The 24,873-nt window shown below is 40.0% G+C and carries 21 protein-coding genes; 9 read left to right on the forward strand and 12 right to left on the reverse strand.

Translation table 11 applies throughout. The features are described 5' to 3' along the window. Window positions 1-63: 63 nt before the first annotated feature. Entirely contained in the window at window positions 64-2,199 is a 2,136-nt protein-coding gene (locus NGC85_RS03300; RefSeq protein ID WP_005061537.1) for a 3-hydroxyacyl-CoA dehydrogenase NAD-binding domain-containing protein, read from the reverse strand. Between the two features lie 277 nt (window positions 2,200-2,476). Beyond that, window positions 2,477-3,682 carry an acetyl-CoA C-acetyltransferase gene (locus NGC85_RS03305; protein ID WP_254804827.1) on the reverse strand — a complete coding sequence of 402 codons (1,206 nt, stop codon included), beginning with the start codon at window positions 3,680-3,682 and terminating at the stop codon, window positions 2,477-2,479. Window positions 3,683-3,914: 232 nt separating this feature from the next. Between NGC85_RS03305 and NGC85_RS03310 the strand changes: the two genes are divergently transcribed. The 3 genes from NGC85_RS03310 (at window position 3,915) to NGC85_RS03320 (ending at window position 6,067) form a co-directional block, all read left to right on the forward strand. After that, window positions 3,915-5,012: an agmatine deiminase family protein gene (locus NGC85_RS03310; protein ID WP_254804828.1), complete on the forward strand. Its 1,098-nt coding sequence runs from the start codon at window positions 3,915-3,917 to the stop codon at window positions 5,010-5,012. An 84-nt stretch (window positions 5,013-5,096) separates the two neighbouring features. After that, entirely contained in the window at window positions 5,097-5,639 is a 543-nt protein-coding gene (locus NGC85_RS03315; RefSeq protein WP_254804829.1) for an AAA family ATPase, read from the forward strand. Beyond that, the gene (locus tag NGC85_RS03320) at window positions 5,636-6,067 is read left to right on the forward strand and encodes an NUDIX hydrolase (RefSeq protein WP_254804830.1); all 432 of its coding nucleotides are present in this window, start codon (window positions 5,636-5,638) and stop codon (window positions 6,065-6,067) included. Before NGC85_RS03315 ends, NGC85_RS03320 begins: the two co-directional genes overlap by 4 nt. Before the next feature lie 18 nt (window positions 6,068-6,085). On the opposite strand, the gene NGC85_RS03325 is transcribed toward NGC85_RS03320, so the two are convergent. Together NGC85_RS03325 and NGC85_RS03330 are read right to left on the reverse strand one after the other, a co-directional pair. Continuing rightward, window positions 6,086-6,553, reverse strand: coding sequence for a GNAT family N-acetyltransferase (locus tag NGC85_RS03325; protein ID WP_254804831.1), 468 nt, complete (start codon window positions 6,551-6,553; stop codon window positions 6,086-6,088). A gap of 93 nt (window positions 6,554-6,646) precedes the next feature. Then, on the reverse strand, window positions 6,647-7,660 hold the full coding sequence (locus tag NGC85_RS03330; RefSeq protein WP_005055887.1) for an AraC family transcriptional regulator: 1,014 nt from the start codon (window positions 7,658-7,660) through the stop codon (window positions 6,647-6,649). A gap of 213 nt (window positions 7,661-7,873) precedes the next feature. Between NGC85_RS03330 and NGC85_RS03335 the strand changes: the two genes are divergently transcribed. The 5 genes from NGC85_RS03335 to NGC85_RS03355 all read left to right on the forward strand — a co-directional run bounded on the left by NGC85_RS03335 (window position 7,874) and on the right by NGC85_RS03355 (window position 15,200). Beyond that, complete coding sequence (locus tag NGC85_RS03335) at window positions 7,874-8,992, forward strand: CaiB/BaiF CoA-transferase family protein (protein WP_254804832.1); 1,119 nt, start codon at window positions 7,874-7,876, stop codon at window positions 8,990-8,992. A 144-nt stretch (window positions 8,993-9,136) separates the two neighbouring features. Then, on the forward strand, window positions 9,137-10,360 hold the full coding sequence (locus NGC85_RS03340) for a carbohydrate porin (RefSeq protein WP_254805540.1): 1,224 nt from the start codon (window positions 9,137-9,139) through the stop codon (window positions 10,358-10,360). Between the two features lie 139 nt (window positions 10,361-10,499). Next, a complete protein-coding gene (locus NGC85_RS03345; protein WP_254804833.1) occupies window positions 10,500-12,905 on the forward strand; it encodes a glucose/quinate/shikimate family membrane-bound PQQ-dependent dehydrogenase in 2,406 nt (801 codons plus the stop codon). Window positions 12,906-13,078: 173 nt separating this feature from the next. Further along, a complete protein-coding gene (locus NGC85_RS03350) occupies window positions 13,079-14,722 on the forward strand; it encodes a nitrite/sulfite reductase (RefSeq protein ID WP_254804834.1) in 1,644 nt (547 codons plus the stop codon). Beyond that, entirely contained in the window at window positions 14,715-15,200 is a 486-nt protein-coding gene (locus tag NGC85_RS03355) for a DUF934 domain-containing protein (RefSeq protein ID WP_254804835.1), read from the forward strand. The genes NGC85_RS03350 and NGC85_RS03355 overlap by 8 nt, the downstream gene beginning before the upstream one ends. A gap of 74 nt (window positions 15,201-15,274) precedes the next feature. Here the strand turns inward: NGC85_RS03355 and NGC85_RS03360 are convergent, their stop codons facing one another. From NGC85_RS03360 to NGC85_RS03370, 3 genes are all read right to left on the reverse strand, one after another. Beyond that, the gene (locus tag NGC85_RS03360; protein WP_005061568.1) at window positions 15,275-15,715 is read right to left on the reverse strand and encodes a VOC family protein; all 441 of its coding nucleotides are present in this window, start codon (window positions 15,713-15,715) and stop codon (window positions 15,275-15,277) included. 132 nt (window positions 15,716-15,847) lie between these two features. Then, window positions 15,848-17,023, reverse strand: a complete 1,176-nt coding sequence (locus NGC85_RS03365; protein ID WP_254804836.1) for an acetyl-CoA C-acyltransferase — start codon at window positions 17,021-17,023, stop codon at window positions 15,848-15,850. 111 nt (window positions 17,024-17,134) lie between these two features. After that, a complete protein-coding gene (locus tag NGC85_RS03370; RefSeq protein WP_254804837.1) occupies window positions 17,135-17,647 on the reverse strand; it encodes a GspH/FimT family pseudopilin in 513 nt (170 codons plus the stop codon). A 387-nt stretch (window positions 17,648-18,034) separates the two neighbouring features. On the opposite strand from NGC85_RS03370, the gene omp38 reads away from it, so the two are divergent. After that, window positions 18,035-19,084, forward strand: a complete 1,050-nt coding sequence (omp38, locus tag NGC85_RS03375) for an outer membrane protein Omp38 (protein ID WP_254804838.1) — start codon at window positions 18,035-18,037, stop codon at window positions 19,082-19,084. Window positions 19,085-19,203: 119 nt separating this feature from the next. Here omp38 and NGC85_RS03380 read toward each other — a convergent pair whose 3' ends face one another. From NGC85_RS03380 to NGC85_RS03400, 5 genes are all read right to left on the reverse strand, one after another. Continuing rightward, window positions 19,204-19,362, reverse strand: a complete 159-nt coding sequence (locus NGC85_RS03380) for a hypothetical protein (protein WP_254804839.1) — start codon at window positions 19,360-19,362, stop codon at window positions 19,204-19,206. A 4-nt stretch (window positions 19,363-19,366) separates the two neighbouring features. After that, window positions 19,367-20,572 (reverse strand): RtcB family protein, encoded by a 1,206-nt coding sequence (locus NGC85_RS03385; protein ID WP_254804840.1) that lies wholly within the window; start codon window positions 20,570-20,572, stop codon window positions 19,367-19,369. Window positions 20,573-20,817: 245 nt separating this feature from the next. Next, window positions 20,818-22,275 carry an amino acid permease gene (locus NGC85_RS03390; protein WP_254804841.1) on the reverse strand — a complete coding sequence of 486 codons (1,458 nt, stop codon included), beginning with the start codon at window positions 22,273-22,275 and terminating at the stop codon, window positions 20,818-20,820. An 18-nt stretch (window positions 22,276-22,293) separates the two neighbouring features. After that, window positions 22,294-23,310, reverse strand: coding sequence for a class I SAM-dependent methyltransferase (locus NGC85_RS03395; protein ID WP_254804842.1), 1,017 nt, complete (start codon window positions 23,308-23,310; stop codon window positions 22,294-22,296). Window positions 23,311-23,373: 63 nt separating this feature from the next. Next, window positions 23,374-24,732: a uracil-xanthine permease family protein gene (locus NGC85_RS03400; protein WP_254804843.1), complete on the reverse strand. Its 1,359-nt coding sequence runs from the start codon at window positions 24,730-24,732 to the stop codon at window positions 23,374-23,376. Window positions 24,733-24,873 lie beyond the last annotated feature (141 nt).

A 24,873-nucleotide genomic window follows, 5' to 3' on the forward strand; every position in this document is an offset into this window, starting at 1 on the left:
ATATGAAAAACCCATATCGATCATAAATATCGATATGGGCTATAAACAGACAAAAGAAATAGCTTATGAAATAATTTCTTTCTTTTGCGCTTTGTCTTTTAACAATTGTGGTGGATTGAAACGTTCACCATACTTAGCTGCCAATTCTTCTGAACGTTGTAGTGATTTCGCAACGCCATTTTGATTCAAGAATTGAATCGCTCCACCTGTCCACGGTGCGAAACCGATTCCGAAAATCGAGCCGACATTGGCATCAATTACTGATTCCAGAACGCCTTCCTCATAGCAGCGTAAAGTATCGAGTGCTTGAACAAATAAGAAACGATCAATCATATCTTGTTCAGAAATATCATTCGCTTTCGTCCAACGGCTGAGCCCATCCCACAAATGTTTTTTGCCATTTTCAGGATAGTCATAGAAGCCTGCACCGGCTGCTTTACCTTTACGATTCAGCTCGTGAATCATGGTGTGAACCACCTCATCTACTGGAGTTTTAGGTAAGTCTTTACCTTCAGCTTGCAGTGCTTTGCGCGTTTCTCCTGCAACATGCTCAGTCAGAGTTAAAGACACTTCATCCTGAATCGCAAGAGGACCAACAGGCATACCTGCTTTGAGTGCTGCCATTTCGATTTTTGCTGGATGTACGCCCTCAGCAAGAAGACGCATACCTTCTTGAATGAACGTACCAAACACACGACTGGTAAAGAAACCACGACTGTCATTTACCACGATTGGCGTTTTAGCAATTTGTTGTACAAAGTCATATGCTTTAGCCAATGTTTCAGCAGAAGTCTCTTTACCTTTGATGATTTCTACCAATTGCATTTTGTCTACAGGGCTAAAGAAGTGTAAACCAATAAAGTTTTTAGTATCTTTACTTGCTGTAGCTAAGCCTGTGATCGGCAAAGTTGACGTATTTGATGCAAAGATTCCACCTTCAGCTAAATACTGTTCAGCTTCTTGAGTCACCTTGGCTTTGAGTTCTTGATTCTCAAATACTGCTTCAATAATTAAATCACAGCCTTGTAAATCAGCAGCATCAGCGGTTGCAGTAATCAGTGCTAAGACTTGATCTCGTTTTTCAGCTGTCATACGACCCTGTGAAACACGTTTATCAAGTAGCTTTTGCGAGTAAGCTTTGCCTTTCTCTGCATTTTCTACAGACACATCTTTGAGTACTACAGGAATACCTTTGATTGCGGTTGAGTAGGCAATACCTGCACCCATCATACCTGCACCTAAAACACCGACTTTCTTCGCTTGCCATTTTGCAACATCAGCAGGGCGGCTTGCACCTGATTTAATTGCATTCAGACCATGCCAGAATGTACCGATCATGTTCTTCGACACTTGACCGACAGTCAGTTGTGTAAAGTAACGTGATTCAATACGAAGTGCGGTATCAACATCAACCTGTGCACCTTCAACCGCAGCAGCCATGATTGCTTCAGGTGCAGGATAACAGCCTTTAGTTTTGTCACGTAGCATGGCAGGGGCAATTGCAAGCACTTGCGCAACCGCAGGCGTTTTAGGATCACCACCAGGGATTTTGTAGCCTTTCACATCAAATGGTTGCTGTGATTTCGGATTAGCTTTAACCCAAGCAATCGCTTTTTCTAAAAGCTCTTGTTCATTCTCAGCCGTGTCATGTACCAAACCCAGTGATTTTGCTTTATCGACACCAAATTGCTTACCTTCCATGAGGAACGGGAATGCATTTTGTAAGCCAAGTAGACGCACCATGCGGACGATACCGCCACCACCAGGAAGTAGACCTAAAGTCACTTCAGGTAAACCAAATTTGGTTTTTGGATCGTTAATGGCAATACGGTAATGACAACCTAAAGCGATTTCCCAGCCACCGCCAAGCGCAGTACCGTTTAAAGCTGCAACAACAGGTACACCTAAAGTTTCAATTGCACGTAAGTCACCTTTGAGTTCTTCAATCATTTTGAAAAAGTCAGTGGCATGTTCAGGTTGTACTTGAATCAGCTCATCCAAGTCACCACCAGCAAAGAAAGTTTTCTTAGCAGAACGGAAAATAATGCCTTTTAGATCAGTTTCAGCTTTCAGCTTTTGGCTGACTTCATTGAGTGAGTCACGAAATTCTGCATTCATGGTGTTGGCAGATTGACCCGATGAATCAAGGGTAAGAATTACAATATTGTCAGCGTTTTTTTCGTATTTAATAGCGCTCATACATCATCGTCCAATATTTTATGAGCTTAATCGTAAGTGACCTGCATAAGTAAATATAAGCATCGCAGCGTCTTGTTAAGCTCTCATCTAGTTTTAGGATAAACCTTCGGTTCGACCTACTTTTGTTTCGTCAAAAGTAGGCAAAACCATTGTCATTCGCAAAACCTGTTCAATTCTTTCATTTATACAATTTATCGCAGAAACAATATATTGTAGATACTATGCAGGTTGCGAATGACGTTTCCGAGTCTCATATTTCAGGGAGGTTTTGAGTGATTTACACCAACTCGATAATGGTAGCGATACCCATACCACCACCGACACATAATGTTGCTAGACCGCGTTTTTTACCTTGACGTTCTAATTCATCCAATAGTGTTCCTAAAATCATGGCACCTGTTGCACCCAATGGATGACCCATTGCAATTGCACCACCATTGACATTGACTTTCTCAGCAGGAACTTTCAATTCAGTGATAAAACGCATCACCACCGCAGCAAAGGCTTCATTCACTTCAAATAGGTCAATGTCGTCAATCGTCAAGCCTGCTTTTGCTAAAGCTTTGCGTGCAGCAGGAGCAGGGCCAGTCAACATAATGGTTGGATCTGTACCGACTAATGCAGTTGCAAGCACCTTGGCACGAGGTTTTAAACCTTGCTCTTTGACTGCTTTTTCAGAAGCCAATAACACCACCGCAGCACCATCGACGATACCTGATGAGTTACCTGCATGATGAACGTGATTAATTTTTTGCGCTTCAGGATATTTTTGTAGCGCAACCGCATCGAAGCCCATTTGACCCATCATTTCAAAGCTGGCATTCAGTTTTGCCAAACCTTCAACGGTGGTAGCACCTCGAATAAATTCGTCTTTTTCTAGGATTGTTACACCTGAATGATCTTTCACAGGCACAACTGATTTATCGAAATAACCATTTGCTTGAGCAGCAGCGGCCTTTTGTTGTGAACCAACTGCAAAAGCATCTACATCTGCACGACTATAACCATCTAAGGTTGCGATTAAGTCAGCGCCCACACCTTGTGGAACAAAAGAGGATTTCAAATTGGTTTCAGGATCAAGTGCCCATGGTCCACCATCTGAACCCATAGGAATGCGTGACATTGATTCTACGCCACCCGCAACCACAACATCTTCCCAACCTGAACGAACTTTTTGTGCAGCCAAGTTTACTGCTTCTAAACCAGAAGCACAGAAACGGTTGATTTGTACACCTGCAACATCATCATTCCATCCTGCGGCAATCGCAGCAGTTTTGGCAATATCCCCACCTTGATCACCAATCGGTGTCACACAACCGAGAACGATATCATCGACTTTAGATGTGTCGAGTTGATGGCGTTGTTGTAATTCATTCAATAATGTTGTCAGTAAAGTAATTGGTTTTACTTCATGTAATGAGCCGTCTTTTTTTCCTTTTCCGCGTGGTGTGCGAATGGCATCAATAATATAGGCCTCGCTCATAGCTGTTCCTTGTATTGCCTTAAATTAAAATTCATTGTGCTTCGAGTGTACTCAATTTAAGTAGCAGTGCAATGATGATAAACATTGGCAAGTTTGATGTTTTTCGCCAATTTGATGGGTTCAGCAACTGATCAAGTCAATTGTTAACATTGGTATTTTTCTGCAAGTCTTTGGACATCTTCGATTAGACTAGTGTTTGGAAATAATGGATAGAAAAGATGGGCGAAAGCACATGATAAAACCAAAGCATCACTATGCTGTCATGGCATTGATTTTGTCACTTTCTGGATGTGATTCATCTGTAAGTAATATTGAAAATAAAAAAGCAATCGAGGATAAAAATAAGGTGAGCCAAACGTATTCGAATCAGGTCGCTGATGACAAAATGCTATTGGTATTATCGTCGCCTTCTGTGCATGATCCTTATTACAAATCAGCCTTTCAGCGGATTGTGGATTTCCAGATTAATTATGCAAAATCAATTTTGGGCAATGATAATGTTGTGATTTTGGTGGATGAGGATACCAAGCCTTATTTCACAGGCAAAGTACCTGAAGATATCTTACTGGTAGATGATGTCCGTGATATTTGGATGCGTGACTTCACCACGGTAAATCCAATGCAGCCTGTGCAATTTACTTATACTTGGGCATCCATGACCCAAAAGCAAAGTAAAGATGTGCAAAAAAGTTTTAGTCAGTTTGCTGATCGTTATCAAATTCAAAGAGCCAAAACTGATTTGATGATTGATGGGGGTAACCTTGTTGATGATTATGCGGGTCGTGTCATTACCACCACGCGTTTTATGGAAGATAATGAACTTAGCTACAATGAAGCCAAACAAGAGTTAAAAGCCGCATTAGGTGCAACAGAAGTTGCTATTCTAGAACCTGATGAAGAAGTGCTGGCACACTCAGATGGCATGGTCAGTTGGGTGGATAAAAATACTTTACTTGTGAATGATTATTCAAACACACCATCATTTAGAACAACAGTAATGAAGGAGTTAAAAACTTCGTTTCCAACTGCAAAAATTGTGGAAGTGCCTGTTGAATATAAGACCAATCCCAAAGGGCAGTGGGAAGGTTTTGAATCGGCTTGTGGTGTGAATTTAAATGCCACGGTCACACATCACAATATTTATGTGCCGACTTTTAATATGCCGCATGATCAAAAAGCACTCACGATCATCAAGCAAAATACCAGCAAGAAAGTCATTCCTGTAAATGCTGAAAGTGTTTGTCCAATGGGTGGCAGCGTGCGTTGCCTTACTTGGCAGGTGACAGGGGACAATGCAGAAAAACTCATTCAAGCAGCGAGAGAAAAGTAATTGATTTACAACATACATCGGCTGGTTCACAAGCTGATGTATGTTGTTTAAACTCACATCCCTTTTTTATTGTGCTAATAACAAATGAAGTTTATTAATATTATTGGTACAACAGGTTCAGGCAAATCTACATTTGCTCGTCAGTTGGCTCAAAAACAACAATTACAATACATTGAACTTGATAATTTACTTTGGCTAGATGATTGGCAAGAATCGACAAATGAAGCCTTGTTTTTGAAGCTGAAAATCGCCATGAAAAATACTGCGATAGGATGGGTCATTGATGGACTTTATACTCGTACTACTCCAATGATGATGGAGAAAGTAGATACCGTCATCTGGTTAGATTATTCCTTTCACATCAATTTATATCGTCTTACTAAACGCACTTTAGGGCGTGTGATCAGCCAAAAAAAGTTGTGGGAAGATTCAAATAATCGAGAAAGTTTAAAAATGATGTTGTCTAAGGAATCTATTTTTGTATGGCTATTCAAATCCTATCCGAAAAACCGAAAAAAATACTTAGCTTTGATGCAGAACCCTGACTATCAACATATACGGTTTATTCGTTTAACTTCCCCAAAACATGCAGAAAAGTTTTTAGAACAGATTAAGGCCGTGCAATGACATCTATTCGAGCAAAAGCGTTATGCCTATTTCGTCATAATGACAAGGTGTTGCTTGCAAAAGCGTATGATCCTATTCAGGATGAACATTTTTTTAGACCCATCGGTGGTGGTGTTGAGTTTGGGGAAACATCTATTCAGGCAATTGAAAGAGAGGTCTTGGAAGAAACTCAGCAGCAGCTGACACAGCCTAAACTTGTCTGCGTTATGGAAAATCTATTTAGCTTTGATGGGCAGCAAGGTCATGAAATTGTGTTTGTATATGATGCTGAATTTATAGACCCACATATCTATAAGCAATACCACATACAGGGTTGCGAAACCAATGGACATAGCTATATCGCACAGTGGCTAAGTCGAGAGCAAATCGCACTCACTCAATATCCAGTTTATCCCAAAGGCATTGAGCAATGGCTATTCAATGAATAGATCATCTCAAGCTTTAGTTTATCGTTTATTTGATAAGTCTAAATGAAAAAATTGGTTATAGGGTGATTCGGTATATTCTGCGAAAGCTGCACCTTCAACAAAACCAAACTTCTTATAAAGTTTGATTGCTGCATCAAAGTTACTATCTTTTCCTGTTTCTAAACTGACTTTTTGATAGTTACGTTGCTGGGCAAGTTCTAGCAAATATTCCAGTAGTTGTGCTGCGACCCCTTGACGTAAATGGGCAGGGTGAGTCCGCATAGATTTGATTTCTGCATGGTCGGGTGTGAGTTCTTGGATTGCGCCACAGCCCAGTAATTGCTCATCGTTCCATAAGGTATAGACGCTAATGGAATCTTTTTGCAGACGGCTGAGGTCTAATGCAAAACTATGTTCAAGTGGGGTGTTTTGATGCAGACCATGCAAATGGATGTGAATCAAATTTTGAATTTGTGGGTGAGAGAAGTTAGCTTTTTTAATGATCATTTTTATTCAAGCACATTAGAATGGTATGCTTGATTTTTACCATAGTTTTAAACGAGCGTTCAATAATCTCTGGTTGAACGCTCGAGTGAAAAATTAGTTATGATGTCCATGCAATTGACGATATAAACCAGGTGTTACACCCGTCCATTTCTTAAAGGCACGGTGGAAAGTACTGGTTTCACTAAAGCCGACTTGTTGAGCGACATCTTCAAGAGTGAGGTTTGGAGTCAACAATAAATGAATTGCAGCATCACGACGCAAGGCATCTTTAACACCTTGGTAGCTCTTACCTTCCGCTGCTAAACGACGACGTAAAGTTTGCGGTGATAGATACAACATCGATGCAACATCATTCAATGTTGGCATTTCTTCGCCGATTTGGCTCTTCAAGACATCTCTGATACGTGAAGTCAATGAATTGGTGTTTTTGAATTTCACCAATAACTGTGCAGGCGCAGCTTTTAAAAACTCTTCTAAAGTATTTTCATCTTGGCGAATTGGTAAATCGAGATAGTCCGCAGCAAAAGTAATTTCAGTGCGAGGTGCATCGAATTGCATTACAGGTGCAAAGAACAATGCATCGTATTCATCGGCGTGATTTGGACGTTCATAACCAAAATGGACACGTTCCAAAGGTAGACGACGTTCAATCAACCAAGATGCTAATCCATGCCAAATCATCAGCATACTTTCAGTAATAAAATGATCAGGATCTAATGCTTTTGGAATATGGGGGACAAGGCGAGCTTCGTGTTTATCGCGCTCTAAACTTACCGACCATTCATCTCCAAACAGTTTGTAGAACTGAGATGATAATTCAAGTGCTTGCCCAAGCGTTTTAGAATGGATAATTAACTGGCACATAATTGCAAATGTACCTAAACGACGTGGTTGTATATCAAAACCAACATGTTCGTCTTGAGTCACCATCCACAACATTTTGACAAAACGAGTGTATTGCTCAGGGGAGATTCGAGCTTTAGGTTGTCGCAGTAATTCTGCTTCTATACCGACATGTGAAAGTAATGTTTCAACGTCCATGCCTAGGCGCTTAACACCTGTTAAAGCCGCATTCACGAAGTGGATGCTGATCGTATCACGGCTCATATTGAATCCTTCAGTTTCTTTACTATTCACGATAATTGACCTAAATAACCGTCTAAAATATCAAATTGGGCAATTGACAAGAAAAATAATTGCTCAATGTGTACATGTTAAATTGCCGAAACTATCAAGGTAAATGGCTGAACATGACATTGTTTTTGTGTTTATCCGTACCTAGTATAAAAGAAAATTTAAACAAATTGAGTAAAAATTATCATGCCATCTGCTTTAAAAGGATTGAAAGTCCTCGATTTTTCTACTTTATTACCTGGTCCTTTTGCCAGTATGTATCTTGCAGACATGGGTGCAGAAGTTATCCATATTGAATCACCGACACGTCCAGACTTGGTAAGGATTATGCCACCCTATGCGAATGGACAAGCCACTGCACATAGTTATCTGAATCGCAATAAGCAGTCGATAGCTTTAGATTTAAAAGATGCAGCGAATATTGAACTGATCAAAACTAAAATTTCTGAGTTTGATATTGTACTAGAGCAATTCCGTCCAGATGTGATGCGCCGTTTAGGTTTAGATTATGAGACTTTGGCAGAAATCAATCCTCGACTCATCTATTGTTCGATTACAGGTTATGGTCAAACGGGTGCATATAAAGATCGTGCAGGGCATGACATTAATTATTTAGCATTAGCGGGTGTTTCTGGTCATAGTGGTCGTCAAGACAGCGGTCCACCGCCGCTTGGTATTCAAATCGCTGATGTCGCAGGCGGTTCTTTACATGCTGTTATTGGAATCTTAGCCGCAGTCGTGGAGCGTCAACGTAGTGGTATGGGGCAATATATTGATATTTCCATGACCGATTGTGTGGCGAGTCTGAATAGTATGGCGGCTTCGGCTAGTTTAGCAGGTCAAATACCACAAGGCCCAGAGCAAGGCATGTTGAATGGTTCAAGCTTTTATGATTATTATCAAACCAAAGACGGTCGTTATTTCTCAGTGGGAAGTTTAGAACCTCAATTTATGGCAGGTCTTGCTGCGGCTTTAGATTTACCAATCCTCATGGCAAAAGGAGCATCTTTTGACCCTGAAGATCGTCAAGCCGTTAAACAGGCATTACAGGAAAAGTTTAAAACTCAAGATTTTGTAGCATGGCAACATTTATTCCAAAGCTTGGATATTTGTGTTGAACCTGTGCTTAGCCTAGATGAAGCATTAATTTCGCCAATGGCACAGCAACGGAGTTGGGTTGTTGATGTACCCTTATCTGAAAATGCATCTGAAACAGAGCCTCAATTAGCTTGTCCGATTAAGTTTTCTCGCTCTCAAATGAAGTATCAATTTATCGGGCAGGGTTTGGGAGAGGGGAAATGGTAGAAAATGTGTGCAGTTGATCACTGATTGTTAAAATATTGTACAGATTGTTAACATTTTGAATAAATTGTAATTTAAAAATAAGAGTAACCTTTTATGTACAAAAACATAAAAGGTTACGTAAACATGACAATCTCTAAGTCTATGATTGTTTCTTGTTTATCCGTTCTCACATTGAGTCTTTTCACACAATATACTCAGGCAGCATCTTCCGCATTTGACCCGAATGGTCAATGGCTGTTTGGTGATTGGAACGGTCAGCGCACTGCGTTGCAAGAACAAGGTTATAAATTTTCTGCTGATTACACAGGTGAATTTGCAGGGGTTTTAGATTCTAAACAGCATTCAAGGCATGGTAGTGAATTCACTGGACAACTGGCTTTGGGTACAAACTTCGATCTAAATAAAATTTTAGGTTGGCAAGATACTGAGGCTCAAATCACCGTTACCTATCGTGATGGTCAGTCTTTGTCACAAAGCGCAGATGGCTTACAAGGTCACCAAAGTTCGGTACAAGAAGTATGGGGTCGTGGTCAAACGTGGCGTTTAACCGATCTCTGGATCAAAAAGAAATTTTTAGATCAAGCTTTAGATATTAAAGTTGGTCGTTTTGGTGAAGGTGAAGATTTCAACAGTTTTGACTGTGATTTCCAAAATTTGTCGTTATGCGGTTCTCAAGTTGGGAACTGGGTTGGTGATCAATGGTACAACTGGCCTGTGAGCCAATGGGCGTTACGTGTCAAATATAACCTACAGCCAGATCTTTATGCACAAATTGGTGCATATGAATATAACCCTGAAAATTTGCAACGTGGCAAAGGTTTTAACCTGAGTACAGATGGTTCGCGTGGTGCAATTATTCCTGCTGAACTGGTTTGGACACCAAAATTAGGTCAACAATCTCTTTCAGGTGAATATCGCTTTGGTTATTACTACAGTACAGCGGATGCCACAGAAATTGAGAATCCATCAAAAACTGGACACAAACAAGGTGGCTGGTTTACTGCGAAACAACAGTTAACACGTCATGACGGTCAGTCAGATCGTGGTTTGACTGGTTTTGTCAATGTCACAGTGCATGACTCTAAAACCAATGCGATCAAAGACATGCAAAATGTCGGATTGGTCTATAAAGGTTTGTTGGATCAACGTCCCCAAGATGAATTGGCTTTAGGTGTTGCCCGTATCCACGCCAATGACAAAAACAATAGTCTATTGGATGAAGAGTATAACACCGAGCTGTATTACGGCATTCATGCCACCAACTGGTTAACCATCCGTCCAAATATTCAATATGTTCACCATGTAGGTGCATTGAAAGATGGTGATAAAACTTGGGTTGGCGGTGTTAAGTTCCAAACTATTTTCTAATTTCAATGCTTGAGTTTTCTTGCAGATTGTTTCGATAGAGGAAGCATCTGCAAGATTGTTATTGTGATTTGAACTCGACCATAAAAAGAGATTTCCTACTTTTTATGGATTCAAAATATAAAAGATGCAAGGTGATCTTATGAATCAATCTGCTTCAAAATCTGGGCTTAGAACCTTGACGGTGGTGATTATCACTCTCATTGCGTTGTTCTTGCTCATTGGCGGTATCTGGCTCGCTGCGATTGGCGGGTCTTTTTATTATGTAATTGCAGGTGTGTTGTTACTTATCGTAGCAGTACAACTGTATAAGCGAGCATCTGGACCACTATGGATCTATGCTGCATTGATGTTAGGCAGTGTGATTTGGGGTGTTTGGGAAGTTGGAACTGACTTCTGGGCACTGGCGCCACGCCTTGATATTCTTGGCATTCTAGGTTTATGGTTACTCATTCCAGCGGTGACGCGTGGTATTGATAATCTCACTTCAAGTAAAGTGGCGTTATCATCGACATTAGCCATTGCGATTGTGGTGATGGTCTACTCAATCTTTAATGATCCACAAGAAATCAATGGTGTGATTCAAACGCCACAGCCAGCACAAGCGAAAGCAGTGGATGGCATTGCCCCTGAAGATTGGCCTGCATATGGTCGCAGTCAAGGTGGTGAGCGTTATTCTCCACTCACACAGATCAACGATAAAAATGTCAAAGACCTCAAAGTGGCTTGGACATTACGTACGGGTGATTTCCGAACTGCAAATGATTCGGGGGAAACCACCAATCAAGTAACACCAATCAAAATCGGCAATAACATGTTTATGTGTACGCCACATCAACATCTAATCTCGATTGATCCTGCGACAGGTAAGGAAAAATGGCGTTTTGATCCTAAACTCAAAACTGATAAAACCTTCCAGCATTTAACCTGTCGTGGTGTGATGTACTACGATGCTGCCAATACCAGTGAATTTGCAACCAGTTTACAAGCGAAGAAGTCGACCTCAACCGAGTGTCCACGCAAAGTGTTTGTTCCTGTGAATGATGGTCGTTTGGTGGCCGTGAATGCAGATACAGGAAAAGTATGTTCTGACTTTGGTCAAAATGGCGAAGTGAACTTGCAAGAGTTCATGCCGTATGCGTATCCGGGTGGCTATAACCCAACATCTCCGGGTGTGGTTTCTGGTACAACTGTGGTGATTGCTGGTTCAGTGACCGATAACCATTCGAATAAAGAGCCATCAGGCGTGATTCGTGGTTATGACGTGAACACAGGTAAATTATTGTGGGTGTTTGATACCGGCGCAGCTGATCCAAATGCAATGCCAGGTCAAGACACGCAGTTTGTTCACAACTCACCAAATGCATGGGCGCCACTTGCCTATGATTCAAAACTTGATATTGTCTATGTTCCAACAGGTGTAGGTACACCAGATATCTGGGGTGGAGACCGTACTGAGTTGAAAGAGCGTTATGCCAACTCAATGCTGGCGATCAATGCAACGACGGGTAAACTGGTATGGAACTTCCAAACTACACATCATGATTTGTGGGATATGGACGTACCATCACAACCTTCATTGGCTGATATTCAAGATAAATCAGGTCAAACAGTTCCTGCAATTTATGTATTGACTAAAACAGGGAATGCCTTTGTTTTAGATCGTCGTAATGGTCAGCCGATTGTACCGATTACTGAAAAACCAGTGCCGCAAACAGTGAAGTGGGGACCACAGACCAAAGGTGAGTTCTACGCTAAAACTCAACCATTCTCTGACTTTAACTTAGCACCTAAAGATAAATTAACAGATAAAGACATGTGGGGTGCCACCATGTTTGACCAGTTAATGTGTCGTGTGAAATTTAAACGCCTAAACTACGATGGTATTTATACACCACCTTCTGAAAATGGAACCTTGGTATTCCCAGGAAACTTAGGTGTATTTGAGTGGGGCGGTATGTCGGTGAATGCGGATCGTCAAGTTGCGGTGATGAACCCAATTGGCTTGCCATTCGTTAGTCGCTTGATTCCTGCAGATCCAAACCGTCAACCTGTGGCACGTGGTGCTGGTACAGAACAGGGCATGCAACCGATGTATGGTACGCCATATGGTGTTGATATCAGCCCATTCCTGTCTCCATTGGGTTTACCATGTAAACAACCAGGTTGGGGCTTTGTTGCTGGTGTGGATTTAAAAACACATGAAGTAGTATGGAAAAAACGTATTGGTACCATTCGTGACAGCTTACCAACGCTATTCCAGTTACCACCAGTGAAAATTGGTGTACCAGGTTTAGGCGGTTCGATTTCAACTGCGGGTAATGTGATGTTTGTCGGTGCGACACAAGATAATTACATCCGTGCCTTTAATGTTTCAAATGGCGATAAATTATGGGAAGCACGTTTACCTGCGGGTGGGCAAGCAACACCAATGACTTATGAAGCCAACGGCAAACAATATGTGGTGATTATGGCGGGTGGACATGGTTCATTCGGTACCAAAATGGGTGATTATCTCGTGGCTTATGCATTACCAGATAAGAACTAATTTCATTTAGAGAATGATTGTCAAAGCTCAGATTGGTCTGGGCTTTTTCTTTTTGTGGCAATTAGATAGGCTTATCAATAAAATCGTTATTAAATATGCAAAAAAAGCATTTTGTTGATGAATAAAAGCTCGCTATGCTAGTCGCCTTTATAATGAATGACTAGCCATACGCCATGTATTTATATACGGATTTCGATCAACAACTGATTAACCAACGTGTTGCTCAGTTTCGCGATCAAACAGAACGCTATTTAGCTGGAAAATTAACAGAAGACGAATATCGTCCACTACGTTTGCAAAATGGTCTGTACGTGCAGCGTTATGCACCTATGCTCCGTATCGCTGTGCCGTATGGCTTGATGAATACTAAACAACTCAGAAAAATTGCTGAAATTGCGACTGAATATGATCGTGGCTATGCACACGTTTCAACCCGTCAAAATATTCAGTTGAACTGGCCTGCTCTAGAAAATGTACCTGATATTCTTGCTGAACTCGCAACAGTACAAATGCATGCTGTACAAACTTCAGGTAACTGTATTCGTAATACAACGACTGATCAGTTTGCAGGCGTAGTTGCTGGTGAGATTGCAGATCCACGCCCAACATGTGAATTGATTCGTCAGTGGAGTACATTCCACCCTGAATTTGCGTTCTTACCACGTAAGTTCAAGATCGCTGTTTCTGCTTTGGAAGAGACTGACCGTGCTGCAACCGCATTCCATGATATTGGTGTTTATATCGTTCGCAATGAAGCAGGCGAATTCGGTTATAAAATCATGGCAGGTGGTGGTCTAGGTCGTACTCCAATTATTGGTAGCGTGATCCGTGAGTTTTTACCACGCGAAGATTTAATTGCATATTTAGAAGCGACTTTACGTGTTTATAACTTGCATGGTCGTCGTGATAACAAATACAAAGCACGTATCAAAATTTTGGTGAAAGCATTAACACCACAAGTATTTGCCGAAAAAGTTGAAGCTGAATTTGAACACACGCGTGAAGCCTTAAAGATTCAACCTGAAATCTTGAAAAAATTAGATGAAGAATTTACACCGTTTGATTATCAAGATTTAGAAGATCAGGATTTTACAGAGTTATTCGCTGCACACCCGAAATTCAAACAGTGGTTTAACGTCAATACCAATGCACATAAAGTCAAAGGTTATCGTATCGTCACGCTTTCTTTAAAGCGTGCAGGTATTGCTCCTGGTGATGTCACTAGTGAAGAAATGAACTTAATTGCTGACTTAGCCGATAAATATACTTTCGGAGAGTTCCGTACCACACACGAACAAAATATTTCATTGGTCGATGTGCCGCAAAAAGATTTATTTGAATTGTGGCAAACGCTTGAACACAGCGATATGGCACGTGCACATATCGGCTTTATTACCGATATTATCTGCTGTCCTGGTGGTGATTTCTGTTCATTGGCAAATGCGAAATCGATTCCAATTTCAGAAGCAATCAGCCGTCGGTTTGATGATTTAGATACCATTTATAACCTTGGTGAACTTGATCTGAATATTTCGGGCTGTATGAATGCTTGTGGTCATCACCATGTCGGTAACATTGGTATTCTTGGTGTAGATAAAAAAGGTGCTGAGTTTTATCAAATCACTTTAGGTGGTAACGCGAATCATGATGCATCTATTGGTGATATTTTAGGACCATCTTTTGCTGCTGATGCAGTGCCTGATGTCATTGAAGAAATCCTGAATACGTATCTTGATTTACGTAATGAAGGTGAGCGTTTTATTGATACATATCGCCGTGTAGGTATTCAACCATTTAAGGAGCGTGCTTATGCTTAATACATCACTAAAAGTGCTCTCTAAAGATGGCACAATTACTGATAATTCTTATCAAGTAATTTCTGAAGATGGCGTAATTTCACAAGGTGATGTGGTGTTAACAACTGCTCAGTTGGATCAATTAAGTAATGTGCAAGGTAAAAAAGCACTATTCATTACAGTGAATGATTCACCTGAAACGCATCAATTTCCATTAAATGAATTGGATGCAATCTTCATTGAGTTTGCAGGCTTTAATGATGGTCGCGGTTATTCATTCGCAGCATTGTTACGTCGTCAAGGTTACCAAGGTGAGTTACGTGCTGTCGGTGATATCTTCAAGGATGTTTTGAACTATTTAAAACGTTCTGGCTTTGATACCTTTGTCGTGAAAGAAGGTAAAGATATTCATGAAGCAGCTGCCGGGCTTGAAGATTTTACCAATCCTTATCAAGCTTCAACAGCTGTGCCAAAAGCAAGTTATCAGACGGGTGCTTAATTTTATTAAGTTTTATGTTTGAATAAAAAAGCCAAACGAATGTTTGGCTTTTTTATATTAATTATTCTAAAAACCTATTCTTCAAGCTGACAATTCACCATCCATTTTATGCCGAACTGATCAGTAAATGCGCCGTAAAGTGCACCCCAAAAAGTTCTTTCCAATTGCATTTCGATATGACCATGAACCGATAACTGATTGAATAGACGACGGGCTTCCATTTCATCATGTTCAATATTGATTGAAATATAATGATTATTGCCCTGAGTGAATACGCTATTGGGGGCGCAAAATTGATCATTTACGTCTGATCCCATTAAAACGGTGTATTCATTGATCGGCAAAGATACATGCAGAATTAAGCTTTTGTCAGCCTCAGATAACGTGACACCTTCAGTAGGTGGCATATCTCCATAGCGGCTAATCAGCGCGAACTCACCGCCGAAAACTGACTGGTAAAAGATAAATGCTTGTTCAGTTTGCCCTTTAAAATTTAAATAGTGATTGAGTTGCATTGTGAGAGTCCTTGTTGTTTTTTTATACAGAACATAACTTATCGGGATTTTAACAACTGGTGGATTATTTTTTGTAATCAACAAAGTAAAAATCCTGCTGAAATGCAGGATTTTTACTAACAGTTTTGAATTTTAGATTAATTCAATTGCGACAGCAGTTGCTTCACCACCGCCGATACATAATGCTGCAATACCTTTCTTACCACCAGTACGTTTGAGCGCATGAATTAATGTAAGAATAATACGTGAGCCTGTAGAACCTACAGGATGGCCTAAAGCGCAAGCACCGCCATTGATATTTACTTTTTCTGCATCTAATTTGAAATCATCAATTGGGCACATCGTCACCATTGCAAATGCTTCATTGATTTCCCAAAGATCAACGTCTTGTGCATCCCAACCTGTTTTCTTCAGTACTTTCTCAATTGCACCAACAGGCGCAATGGTAAATTCAGAAGGGTGCTGTGAGTTTGACGCTGTTGCTAAGATTTTTGCTAATGGTTGTAAACCACGTTGTGCGGCAACATCACTTGAGGTTAATACCAATGCTGAAGCACCATCAGATATTGAGCTTGCATTTGCAGCGGTAATTGTACCGTCTTTTGCAAATGCTGGTTTCAAACTTGGAATTTTGTCAATTTTTGCATTTAATGGTTGCTCGTCTTGAGCAACAACAACATCACCTTTACGACTAGAAACAGTTACTGGAACGATTTCATCTTTGAAATACCCTTCAGCAATTGCTTTTTGTGCGCGTTGTAAAGAGCGAATTGCAAAGTCATCCATTTGCTGACGCGTATAGCCACGAGTATTTGCCATATCTTGTGCAAATGAACCCATTAAACGACCTGTTTCAGCATCTTCTAGACCATCAAGGAACATATGGTCTTTGATTTCGCCATGACCCATGCGGTAACCTGCACGAGCTTTTGGCAATACATAAGGAGCATTGGTCATGGATTCCATGCCACCTGCAACAACGATCTCTGCGCTGCCAGCTTTGATCATATCTGCTGCTTGCATCACTGCTTTCATACCTGAGCCACACAATTTATTAATTGTTACAGCACCCGTAGAGTCAGGTAAGCCAGCTTTACGCATGGCTTGGCGAGCTGGCCCTTGTTTTAAGCCTGCTGGTAAAACACAACCCATGATGACTTCTTCTACATCAGTTGGTTGTAAACCAGAACGCACAATAGCTTCTTTGATTGTTACTGCGCCTAACTCAGGTGCAGTAACACTTGATAAAGCACCTTGGAAGCCGCCCATTGCTGTACGAGCGCCATTTACAATTACGATGTCAGTCATTGTGTGTCTCCAGACTTATAATTTGCAGAGAATGTTCAAAACCTATGCAGTATAGTAAAAAAAAGAAGGGAATAAAGTGTTTTACATCGTTTGAGCTAGACTGAAGAGTTTTCAACATGTTGATATATCTTCAGGTGTTATATTGCCCATGGAACTGAGTCTTATCCTTTTATGATACTTAGGCGAACTCGAGCAATAAAAGAAACTACCATTCGATCCTCTAGGTAATCCAGTATCACCTTGAAATGTGACTGAGTTGACTCTAAGAGTACCTCTCCAATCCAAATTTCCATATTTATAATTTAATGGAACTGCGTATAAAAGAATTTCATCAGGATCTCTTAATCGATTATTATTGATATCCAGAAAGCCGATCATGCCATTATTCCAATTATGATGACAGTTGATGAGATCTAAACTTGCGCACAAAGTCACATTTTTATGGCGAATTTGTGCTTCGGATTTGGCTTTTTGTATATGAATTGTCAGTACTTTTTTAATTTGATTTGCTTCATTCTTAATCAATAACTCTTGAAAAGAGGGAATAGCGATCCAAATTAAAACAGAAAAAATTGTGATCACGATCAACAATTCACTGATTGTGAATCCAAATGCTTTAAACATAATTTACCCATGTATGTTTCTGTAATTTTTTTATTAACAAAGTGTTAAGTAATTACTGTATTTATTAAATAAAGTTTAGTATTAGAAAAACTAACGATTACTTCTCGAGCAAAATGCTGCTAAAATCGAAGCAAGCGAAAGATAAGCTATTTACGTCTTAGTTTTGAATTGTAAATTTACTGAACTACAACGGAAATTGTAAGAATTTTTGTCAATAATTTACGAGGTTAAAGTTATCAAGCACTTGGAAAATTGATCAAGTGTTTGTATGATTCAAAGTGAAGTGAATAGCTTAAAAAAAATACTATGAACATTCATATGTTTATGGGGCCAAAAATCATAGGCTAAGCTTGAACAACAAACAATTGTTATCTCTGGAGGATATCCATGAAATTGAGTCGTATTGCACTTGCTATGCTTGTTGCTGCTCCTTTAGCTGCTGCTAATGCCGGTGTTACAGTAACTCCATTAATGCTTGGTTACACATTTCAAGATTCTAAGCACAACAACAGTACTGAGAATTTAACTAACGGTGCTGAAATTCAAGACGATTTATTCGTTGGTGCTGCACTTGGTGTTGAATTAACACCTTGGTTAGGTTTTGAAGCTGAATATAACCAAGTTAAAGGTGATGTTGACGGCGCTACAGCTAACGCTGAATACAAACAACAGCAAATCAACGGTAACTTCTATGTTACTTCTGATTTAATCACTAAAAACTACGACAGCAAAATCAAACCATATGTATTATTAGGTGCTGGTCACTATAAATATACATTTGATAATGCTACTGATGTTCAATTGGGTCGTGCTGGTCGTGGCTTGAAAGAAGAAGGTACTTTAGGTAATGCTGGTTTTGGTGCTTTTTGGCGCTTAAACGATGCTTTATCTCTTCGTACAGAAGCTCGTGGTACTTATAACATCGATGAAGACTTTTGGAACTATACAGCTCTTGCTGGTTTAAACGTAGTTCTTGGTGGTCACTTGAAACCTGCTGCACCAGTAGTAGAAGTTGCTCCAGTTGAACCAACTCCAGTTGCTCCACAACCACAAGAGTTGACTGAAGACCTTAACATGGAACTTCGCGTATTCTTTGATACGAACAAGTCTGACATTAAGCCACAATACAAATCTGAAATTGCTAAAGTTGCAGAGAAATTGGCTGAATACCCGAATGCGACTGCTCGTATTGAAGGTCACACAGATAACACTGGTCCACGTAAGTTGAACGAACGTTTATCTTTAGCTCGTGCTAACTCTGTTAAATCAGCACTTGTTAACGAATACAACGTAAATGCATCGCGCTTGTCTACTCAAGGTTTCGCTTGGGATCAACCGATTGCTGACAACAAAACTAAAGAAGGTCGTGCTATGAACCGTCGCGTATTCGCTGCGATTTCTGGTAGCCGTACTGTTTTAGTTCAACCAGGTCAATAATTTCAAGTTATTGAAATTATAAAAAAGCGACTCAAATGAGTCGCTTTTTTTATTGTAGATCCGTTGTAAATATTCATTTTATTTCTCCTCAGTTTTAGTCATTTGATCAAATTTTTTGTCTACCATACACCTTTATTCAATTGTTGTTTGGTTTGTTGACGATCACGACGATGTTGCGCACGTGGCTTTTCTGTTTCGTGAATCCCTCCTTTTTTCAGTAAAGGTGATAGTGCCACAGGATTACGAACTTTAATTTTTGGCATTGCTTTAATTTTCATTTGATTAACCTTTAATACATAAAACTTGCTTCAGTGTATGAATAATTTCAATCAGATCAGATTGATTTGCCATGACTTGATCTATGTCTTTATAGGCACTGGGGATTTCATCAATAACACCAGTATCTTTACGACATTCGATACCTTCTGTTTGTCGAATTAAGTCATCCTGATTGAACAATAACTTTGCTTTGCTACGACTCATTTTGCGTCCTGCACCATGAGAACATGAACAAAATGATTCAGGATTAGCTTTGCCTTTAACGATATACGAGCGTGTTCCCATTGAACCAGGGATAATCCCAAGTTCATCTAAACCTGCTCGAATCGCACCTTTGCGAGTAATTAAAAGATCTTCACCATAATGGTTCTCGCGACTGACATAATTATGATGGCAATTAATAGCTTCTTTGGTCATTTGAAAAGGTGGAAGCAGTGGGCGAATCGCCTCCAAAATCAATCGCATCATTTCACGACGATTTTCATAAGCATATTGTTGGGCCCATTCCACGGCTTCTACATAATCATCAAAGCTATTTGAACCCTCTGCAAAATAACTCAAATCCTTATCTGGAACGTGTCCAAATCGATGTTGAGCTTCTTTTTTTGCAAGCTCGATAAAATAGGTACCAATGACATTACCTAAACCACGACTACCAGAGTGCAGCATTATCCAGACATCTTGGTTTTCATCTAAGCAGAGTTCAATAAAATGATTACCACCACCAAGTGTTCCAAGTTGCTTTTGCCACGTTGCATCAAACTTTCTAAGCATTCTGACTAAGCCCGGATGCTTCTTGATAATGGGCTGTAATCTTTTTTCCAGTGGAATAATAGTCGATGCTTTTGCCTTGATTTGTTTATGCAATTCAAAACCAACAGGTACTTTTCGTTCAATAGCATGACGTATAGGTGTAAGATTATCGGGAAGTTGTGACGCTTTTAAATTCAAGCGAATCGCATTCATACCACAACCGATATCAACACCAACAGCGGCTGGAATGATGGCGTGCTTTGTGGGAATGACAATTCCTACAGTTGCACCTTTGCCAACATGTACGTCAGGCATTACTGCAATATGCGAATAGATAAATTGCAGTTGCGCCATTTTTTTCAATTGTTCAATACTTTCGCTATCAATATCTGTTGTGAAAATTTTCACAGGAACGCCATATTGAGCCTCAGCATTGAGGATTTTTTGTATGCCCATAAGACTCTCTCTTATTGTATTTTCTGTCCGAATAGGCATAAAAAAACCTAGCGAATGCTAGGTTAACTATTACATTCGGACAAGTGATCAGTTGATTTGCCACCTGTCCGTGAGACGACAGTGCCAAATCTTAAAGTGTTTTCCTTGGTAGTAATGGCATGTGCGTTCTCCTATCTAAAATTGCCGATGAAAATATGAGCATGAATTTTACCCATATTTAGCATTCGGTCAAGTGAAAAATTATTTTATTCGCCTTCTTTTACATTCATGTCTTTATAAGCAATAAGTTTAGATTTATGTTTCCATTTATAACCTAACCAAATCGCTAAAAATAATGGAATGCTGATGTATGTTGAAAGTAGTCCTAACCAGTCAATTTTCCCACCCATAATTGCTTGATAGTTTTGACCTAAGATGATGATTGAACAAAGAATAAATGCAAACCATGGCGCAAAAGGGAAAAATTTTGCTTGATAAGCAAGATTCTCAAGTTTGTAACCTTGAGCAATATAGCCTTTTCGGAAACGATAATGGGAAATAGCGATACCCAACCAAACAATAAAGCCGCACATTCCTGACATATTGAGGAGCCAGTTAAATACTTGCTGTTCACCAATAAATGTAGTCAAAAAACACAATGCAGCAACGGCTGTCGTTGCATATAGTGCATTCATTGGAACACCGCGACCATCAAGTTTTGAGAACCATTGAGGTGCACGACCTTGTTTCGCCATATCAAAAAGCATACGTGTTGATGAGTACATGCCCGAATTACCAGCAGATAATATCGCGCTCAAAATCACAGCATTCATCAAACCTGCTGCAAATGCAAAACCAGCTTTTTCATACAGTAAGGTAAAAGGGGATAGGGCAATATTTTCACTTTCTGCTGCATGCAATAGCAATGGATTATCATAACTAATGAGCGTACCGATGATAAAAATACATAAGATATAGAATAATAATATGCGCCAGAAAATTTGCTTAATCGCTAATGGAATGGTCTTTTTAGGGTCTTTAGATTCACCCGCAGCGACGCCGACCATTTCAGTACCTTGGAATGAGAATCCTGCAATCATGGCAACACCGACTAAGGCTTGTAAACCGCCAACGAAAGGGGCGTCACCTTTAGTCCAATTGCTAAAAGCAGAAACATTCGGTGTGAGCATAATTTTGGCAATCATAGCTATACCGATGATTATAAATACAATAATCGCGATAACTTTAATCATTGAAAACCAAAATTCACTTTCGCCGAAGCCTTTTACTGTCATTGCATTGATGCCAAAAATAACGGCAAGAAACAATGCGCTCCAGTAAAAACCAGAAATTTCAGGAAACCAAAATTTCATAATAAACTGAACAGCAACAAGTTCAAATGCGACGGTAATTGCCCAGTTGTACCAATAGTTCCAACCTAGAGCGAAACCGAAGCCATCTTCGACATAGCGGCTGCCATAAGTGAAAAATGCACCAGAGGTTGGGGTGTGCGTTGCAAGCTCACCTAAACTGGTCATTAAGAAATAAATCATAATACCAATCAAAGCATAGGCGAGTAATGCACCACCAGGACCAGCAGTAGCAATGGTAGAGCCTGACGCAAGAAATAAGCCTGTACCAATTGATCCACCAATTGCGATCATGTTCAGGTGACGAGCACCGAGCTTACGCTGTAGGTGTTGAGGAGCAGATAGATCGCTCATAGAAAATCCTTAAACTGTTTATTTCGCACAGGCATATAGCACCTTAAATCCTTGTTGATCTGCTTTGAGTTCACAATTACTAAAGCTTTGTTCAATCAGGAGCGGGTAATTCAAGAAACGATTCGCAACGATCCATAATTCACCTGCATTTTTAAGATGTAATTTGGCTCGTCGACAAAGTTCTTCACTCGCATCGTAGTTAGTATGAATTCCCTGATGAAAAGGTGGGTTACTTACAACTGCATCCAAATCTGTAGGTGCATCTTGGAAACCTGTAACAGGTTGAAGCGTTAACTGAGTTAAATTTAGCTGATTTCTTTTAAATGTTATCTCAGTTGACCGTAATGCAAATGCATCTACATCAAGCGCAAAGATCTGTTGATTTGGATTAAGCTTGGCTAAATAGCCACTAATAACACCAGCACCGCAACCAAAGTCGGCAATCTTACCTGATTTTACTTGACTTAGGTAAGGGAGTAATACAGCCGTTCCGACATCTAAGTGATCTTGACTAAACACGCCTGGGAGGGCGCAGATCTCTAAAGTATGTTGATCTATTTGAATACTGTAAGTTTTTATCCAATCTTCCAGTGGTTTTAGAATTTCATTTTTTTCAATTTTCATTTGCCAAAATTGACAGTGGCGAGCGCTATCAAGTTTGAGTGTTTTGCCATAGGGCTGTAATTGTTTTGCTGCGCGCTCTACGCCTCCTTTCTTTTCACCCACCAGAAAGACGCTTTGCCCCATTTTTAAATGGCTCATCACCACATGCAAAATATAATTGAGTAATTCCTTAGATTTGGGTACAAAAATTACCACTTGATCAAATTCATGTTGAGGAAATTCAACTGAAAAGTGCGAGTTAATTTCACTATTTAGAAAAGCTTGATGATCAGCATAATTCCAAGTCCAAACTGAGGATTGCACTTGATTTGGCAATAATTTTGCGAGCTGATCATTTGGTGCATTGATTAAAAGTACATGCCCATTTAAATAATCTTGCTGTCTGATGACAACTTCACTGCGTGGATCCATTTTTGATCTCTCATCAAAAACAAAGCCCAGTCGCGAAACTGGGCAGTTGTGATGTTTAAATAACTATTTATGTGTTTCAGGTAAAACAATATTTAAAATCAAGGCTGCAATACCACCTGTTGCAACACCTGAACTAAAAATATTTTTGATTAATTCAGGTAAGTGCTCAAGAATCTGTGGAACTTGTGCGACACCTAAACCAAGTGCAAGTGAAATCGCAATAATCAGTAATGCACGACGATCAAGATGAATACTCGAAAGAATATTGATACCCGACGCAGCAACCGCACCAAACATGACCATGACTGCGCCACCAAGCACAGCTTGTGGGACCGCTTGAATGACTGCGGCTACCGCTGGAAATAGTCCTAAAATAATCAATAGTACGGCAATCCAGATCCCCACATAACGACTTGCTACACCTGTGAGTTGAATAACACCATTATTTTGCGCAAAAACAGAGCTTGGAAAAGTATTGAAAATACCAGCTAGGAAAGAATTTGCACCATTAACAAGGACACCACCTTTAATGCGTTGCATCCAGATTGGACCATCAACAGGCTGATTTGAAATTTTACTGGTGGCTGTTACATCACCAATCGCTTCCAGAGAAGTCACTAGGTAAATAAAAGCCATTGGAATAAATAAGCTCCAAGAGAAGCTTAAACCGAAATGCATAGGGGTTGGAATTTGAATTAATGGTGCATCTTGTAATACAGAAAAGTTTAAATGCCCCATAAATCCAGCAAGAATATAACCGATGACTAAAGCGATTAAAATTGCTGAACTTTTCACCCAAATAATGCGAATACGATTGAGCAAAATAATAATACCTAGCACAGTACACGACATGATCAAATTGTCGGCATTTGCAAAAGTATTGTCCTGCATTGCGGTATAACCGCCGCCCATGCTAATCAGTCCTTCCTTAATCAAGGTAAGACCAATCAATAGCACCACAATACCTGTGACCAATGGGGTAATTAGTTTTTTGACCCATGGTAAAATTCGAGACACACCCATTTCAATGAATGAACCGGTAATTACCACACCAAAAATAGCAGCCATAACTTGCTCAACAGGCGTGCCTGCTGCGACCATTGCGCTACCAATACCAATGATTGGACCAATAAAGTTAAAGCTTGTACCTTGAACGATCAATAAGCCCGCACCGAAAGGACCAACTTTTTTACATTGTAAAAAAGTAGCGATTCCTGAAATGATTAAGGACATCGATAAGATCATATTTGTATCTTCACGAGATACGCCTAGAGCCAAACAGATGAGTAAACCAGGGGTCACAATCGGGACTAAAATCGCCAAAAGATGCTGTAGGGCGGCTAAAAATGCAACAAAAGGTTTCGGTTGATCATTGAGTCCATAGACTAGATCAAGTTGTTGCTGAGGTTCAGAATTCGACATGGGAGTATAAAAAGCGGTAAGCATTAGTGGAATATTCTAATAGAGTTAAAGTGCTTTACCAACGATTCTGTTACAGTTCGTCAGAAAAAAAATGCTCTGTCAATAAACTGTCACTACTAAAGTTTAGTATTTTTCTGTATA

Origin of the sequence: Acinetobacter sp. Z1 (assembly GCF_024296945.1) — a bacterium.
Lineage (GTDB): Bacteria > Pseudomonadota > Gammaproteobacteria > Pseudomonadales > Moraxellaceae > Acinetobacter > Acinetobacter beijerinckii.

Excerpts from the sequence above, each read along its gene's own strand:
- NGC85_RS03355 (WP_254804835.1), top strand. The coding sequence starts at position 14,715 with ATGCTTAATACATCACTAAAAGTGCTCTCTAAAGATGGCACAATTACT.
- NGC85_RS03330 (WP_005055887.1), bottom strand. The coding sequence starts at position 7,660 with ATGAGCCGTGATACGATCAGCATCCACTTCGTGAATGCGGCTTTAACA.
- NGC85_RS03370 (WP_254804837.1), bottom strand. The coding sequence starts at position 17,647 with ATGTTTAAAGCATTTGGATTCACAATCAGTGAATTGTTGATCGTGATC.
- NGC85_RS03325 (WP_254804831.1), bottom strand. The coding sequence starts at position 6,553 with ATGATCATTAAAAAAGCTAACTTCTCTCACCCACAAATTCAAAATTTG.
- NGC85_RS03300 (WP_005061537.1), bottom strand. The coding sequence starts at position 2,199 with ATGAGCGCTATTAAATACGAAAAAAACGCTGACAATATTGTAATTCTT.
- NGC85_RS03335 (WP_254804832.1), top strand. The coding sequence starts at position 7,874 with ATGCCATCTGCTTTAAAAGGATTGAAAGTCCTCGATTTTTCTACTTTA.
- NGC85_RS03350 (WP_254804834.1), top strand. The coding sequence starts at position 13,079 with ATGTATTTATATACGGATTTCGATCAACAACTGATTAACCAACGTGTT.
- NGC85_RS03380 (WP_254804839.1), bottom strand. The coding sequence starts at position 19,362 with ATGAAAATTAAAGCAATGCCAAAAATTAAAGTTCGTAATCCTGTGGCA.
- NGC85_RS03315 (WP_254804829.1), top strand. The coding sequence starts at position 5,097 with ATGAAGTTTATTAATATTATTGGTACAACAGGTTCAGGCAAATCTACA.
- NGC85_RS03395 (WP_254804842.1), bottom strand. The coding sequence starts at position 23,310 with ATGGATCCACGCAGTGAAGTTGTCATCAGACAGCAAGATTATTTAAAT.
- NGC85_RS03365 (WP_254804836.1), bottom strand. The coding sequence starts at position 17,023 with ATGACTGACATCGTAATTGTAAATGGCGCTCGTACAGCAATGGGCGGC.
- NGC85_RS03305 (WP_254804827.1), bottom strand. The coding sequence starts at position 3,682 with ATGAGCGAGGCCTATATTATTGATGCCATTCGCACACCACGCGGAAAA.
- NGC85_RS03390 (WP_254804841.1), bottom strand. The coding sequence starts at position 22,275 with ATGAGCGATCTATCTGCTCCTCAACACCTACAGCGTAAGCTCGGTGCT.
- NGC85_RS03385 (WP_254804840.1), bottom strand. The coding sequence starts at position 20,572 with ATGGGCATACAAAAAATCCTCAATGCTGAGGCTCAATATGGCGTTCCT.
- NGC85_RS03310 (WP_254804828.1), top strand. The coding sequence starts at position 3,915 with ATGATAAAACCAAAGCATCACTATGCTGTCATGGCATTGATTTTGTCA.
- NGC85_RS03320 (WP_254804830.1), top strand. The coding sequence starts at position 5,636 with ATGACATCTATTCGAGCAAAAGCGTTATGCCTATTTCGTCATAATGAC.
- omp38 (WP_254804838.1), top strand. The coding sequence starts at position 18,035 with ATGAAATTGAGTCGTATTGCACTTGCTATGCTTGTTGCTGCTCCTTTA.
- NGC85_RS03345 (WP_254804833.1), top strand. The coding sequence starts at position 10,500 with ATGAATCAATCTGCTTCAAAATCTGGGCTTAGAACCTTGACGGTGGTG.
- NGC85_RS03360 (WP_005061568.1), bottom strand. The coding sequence starts at position 15,715 with ATGCAACTCAATCACTATTTAAATTTTAAAGGGCAAACTGAACAAGCA.
- NGC85_RS03400 (WP_254804843.1), bottom strand. The coding sequence starts at position 24,732 with ATGTCGAATTCTGAACCTCAGCAACAACTTGATCTAGTCTATGGACTC.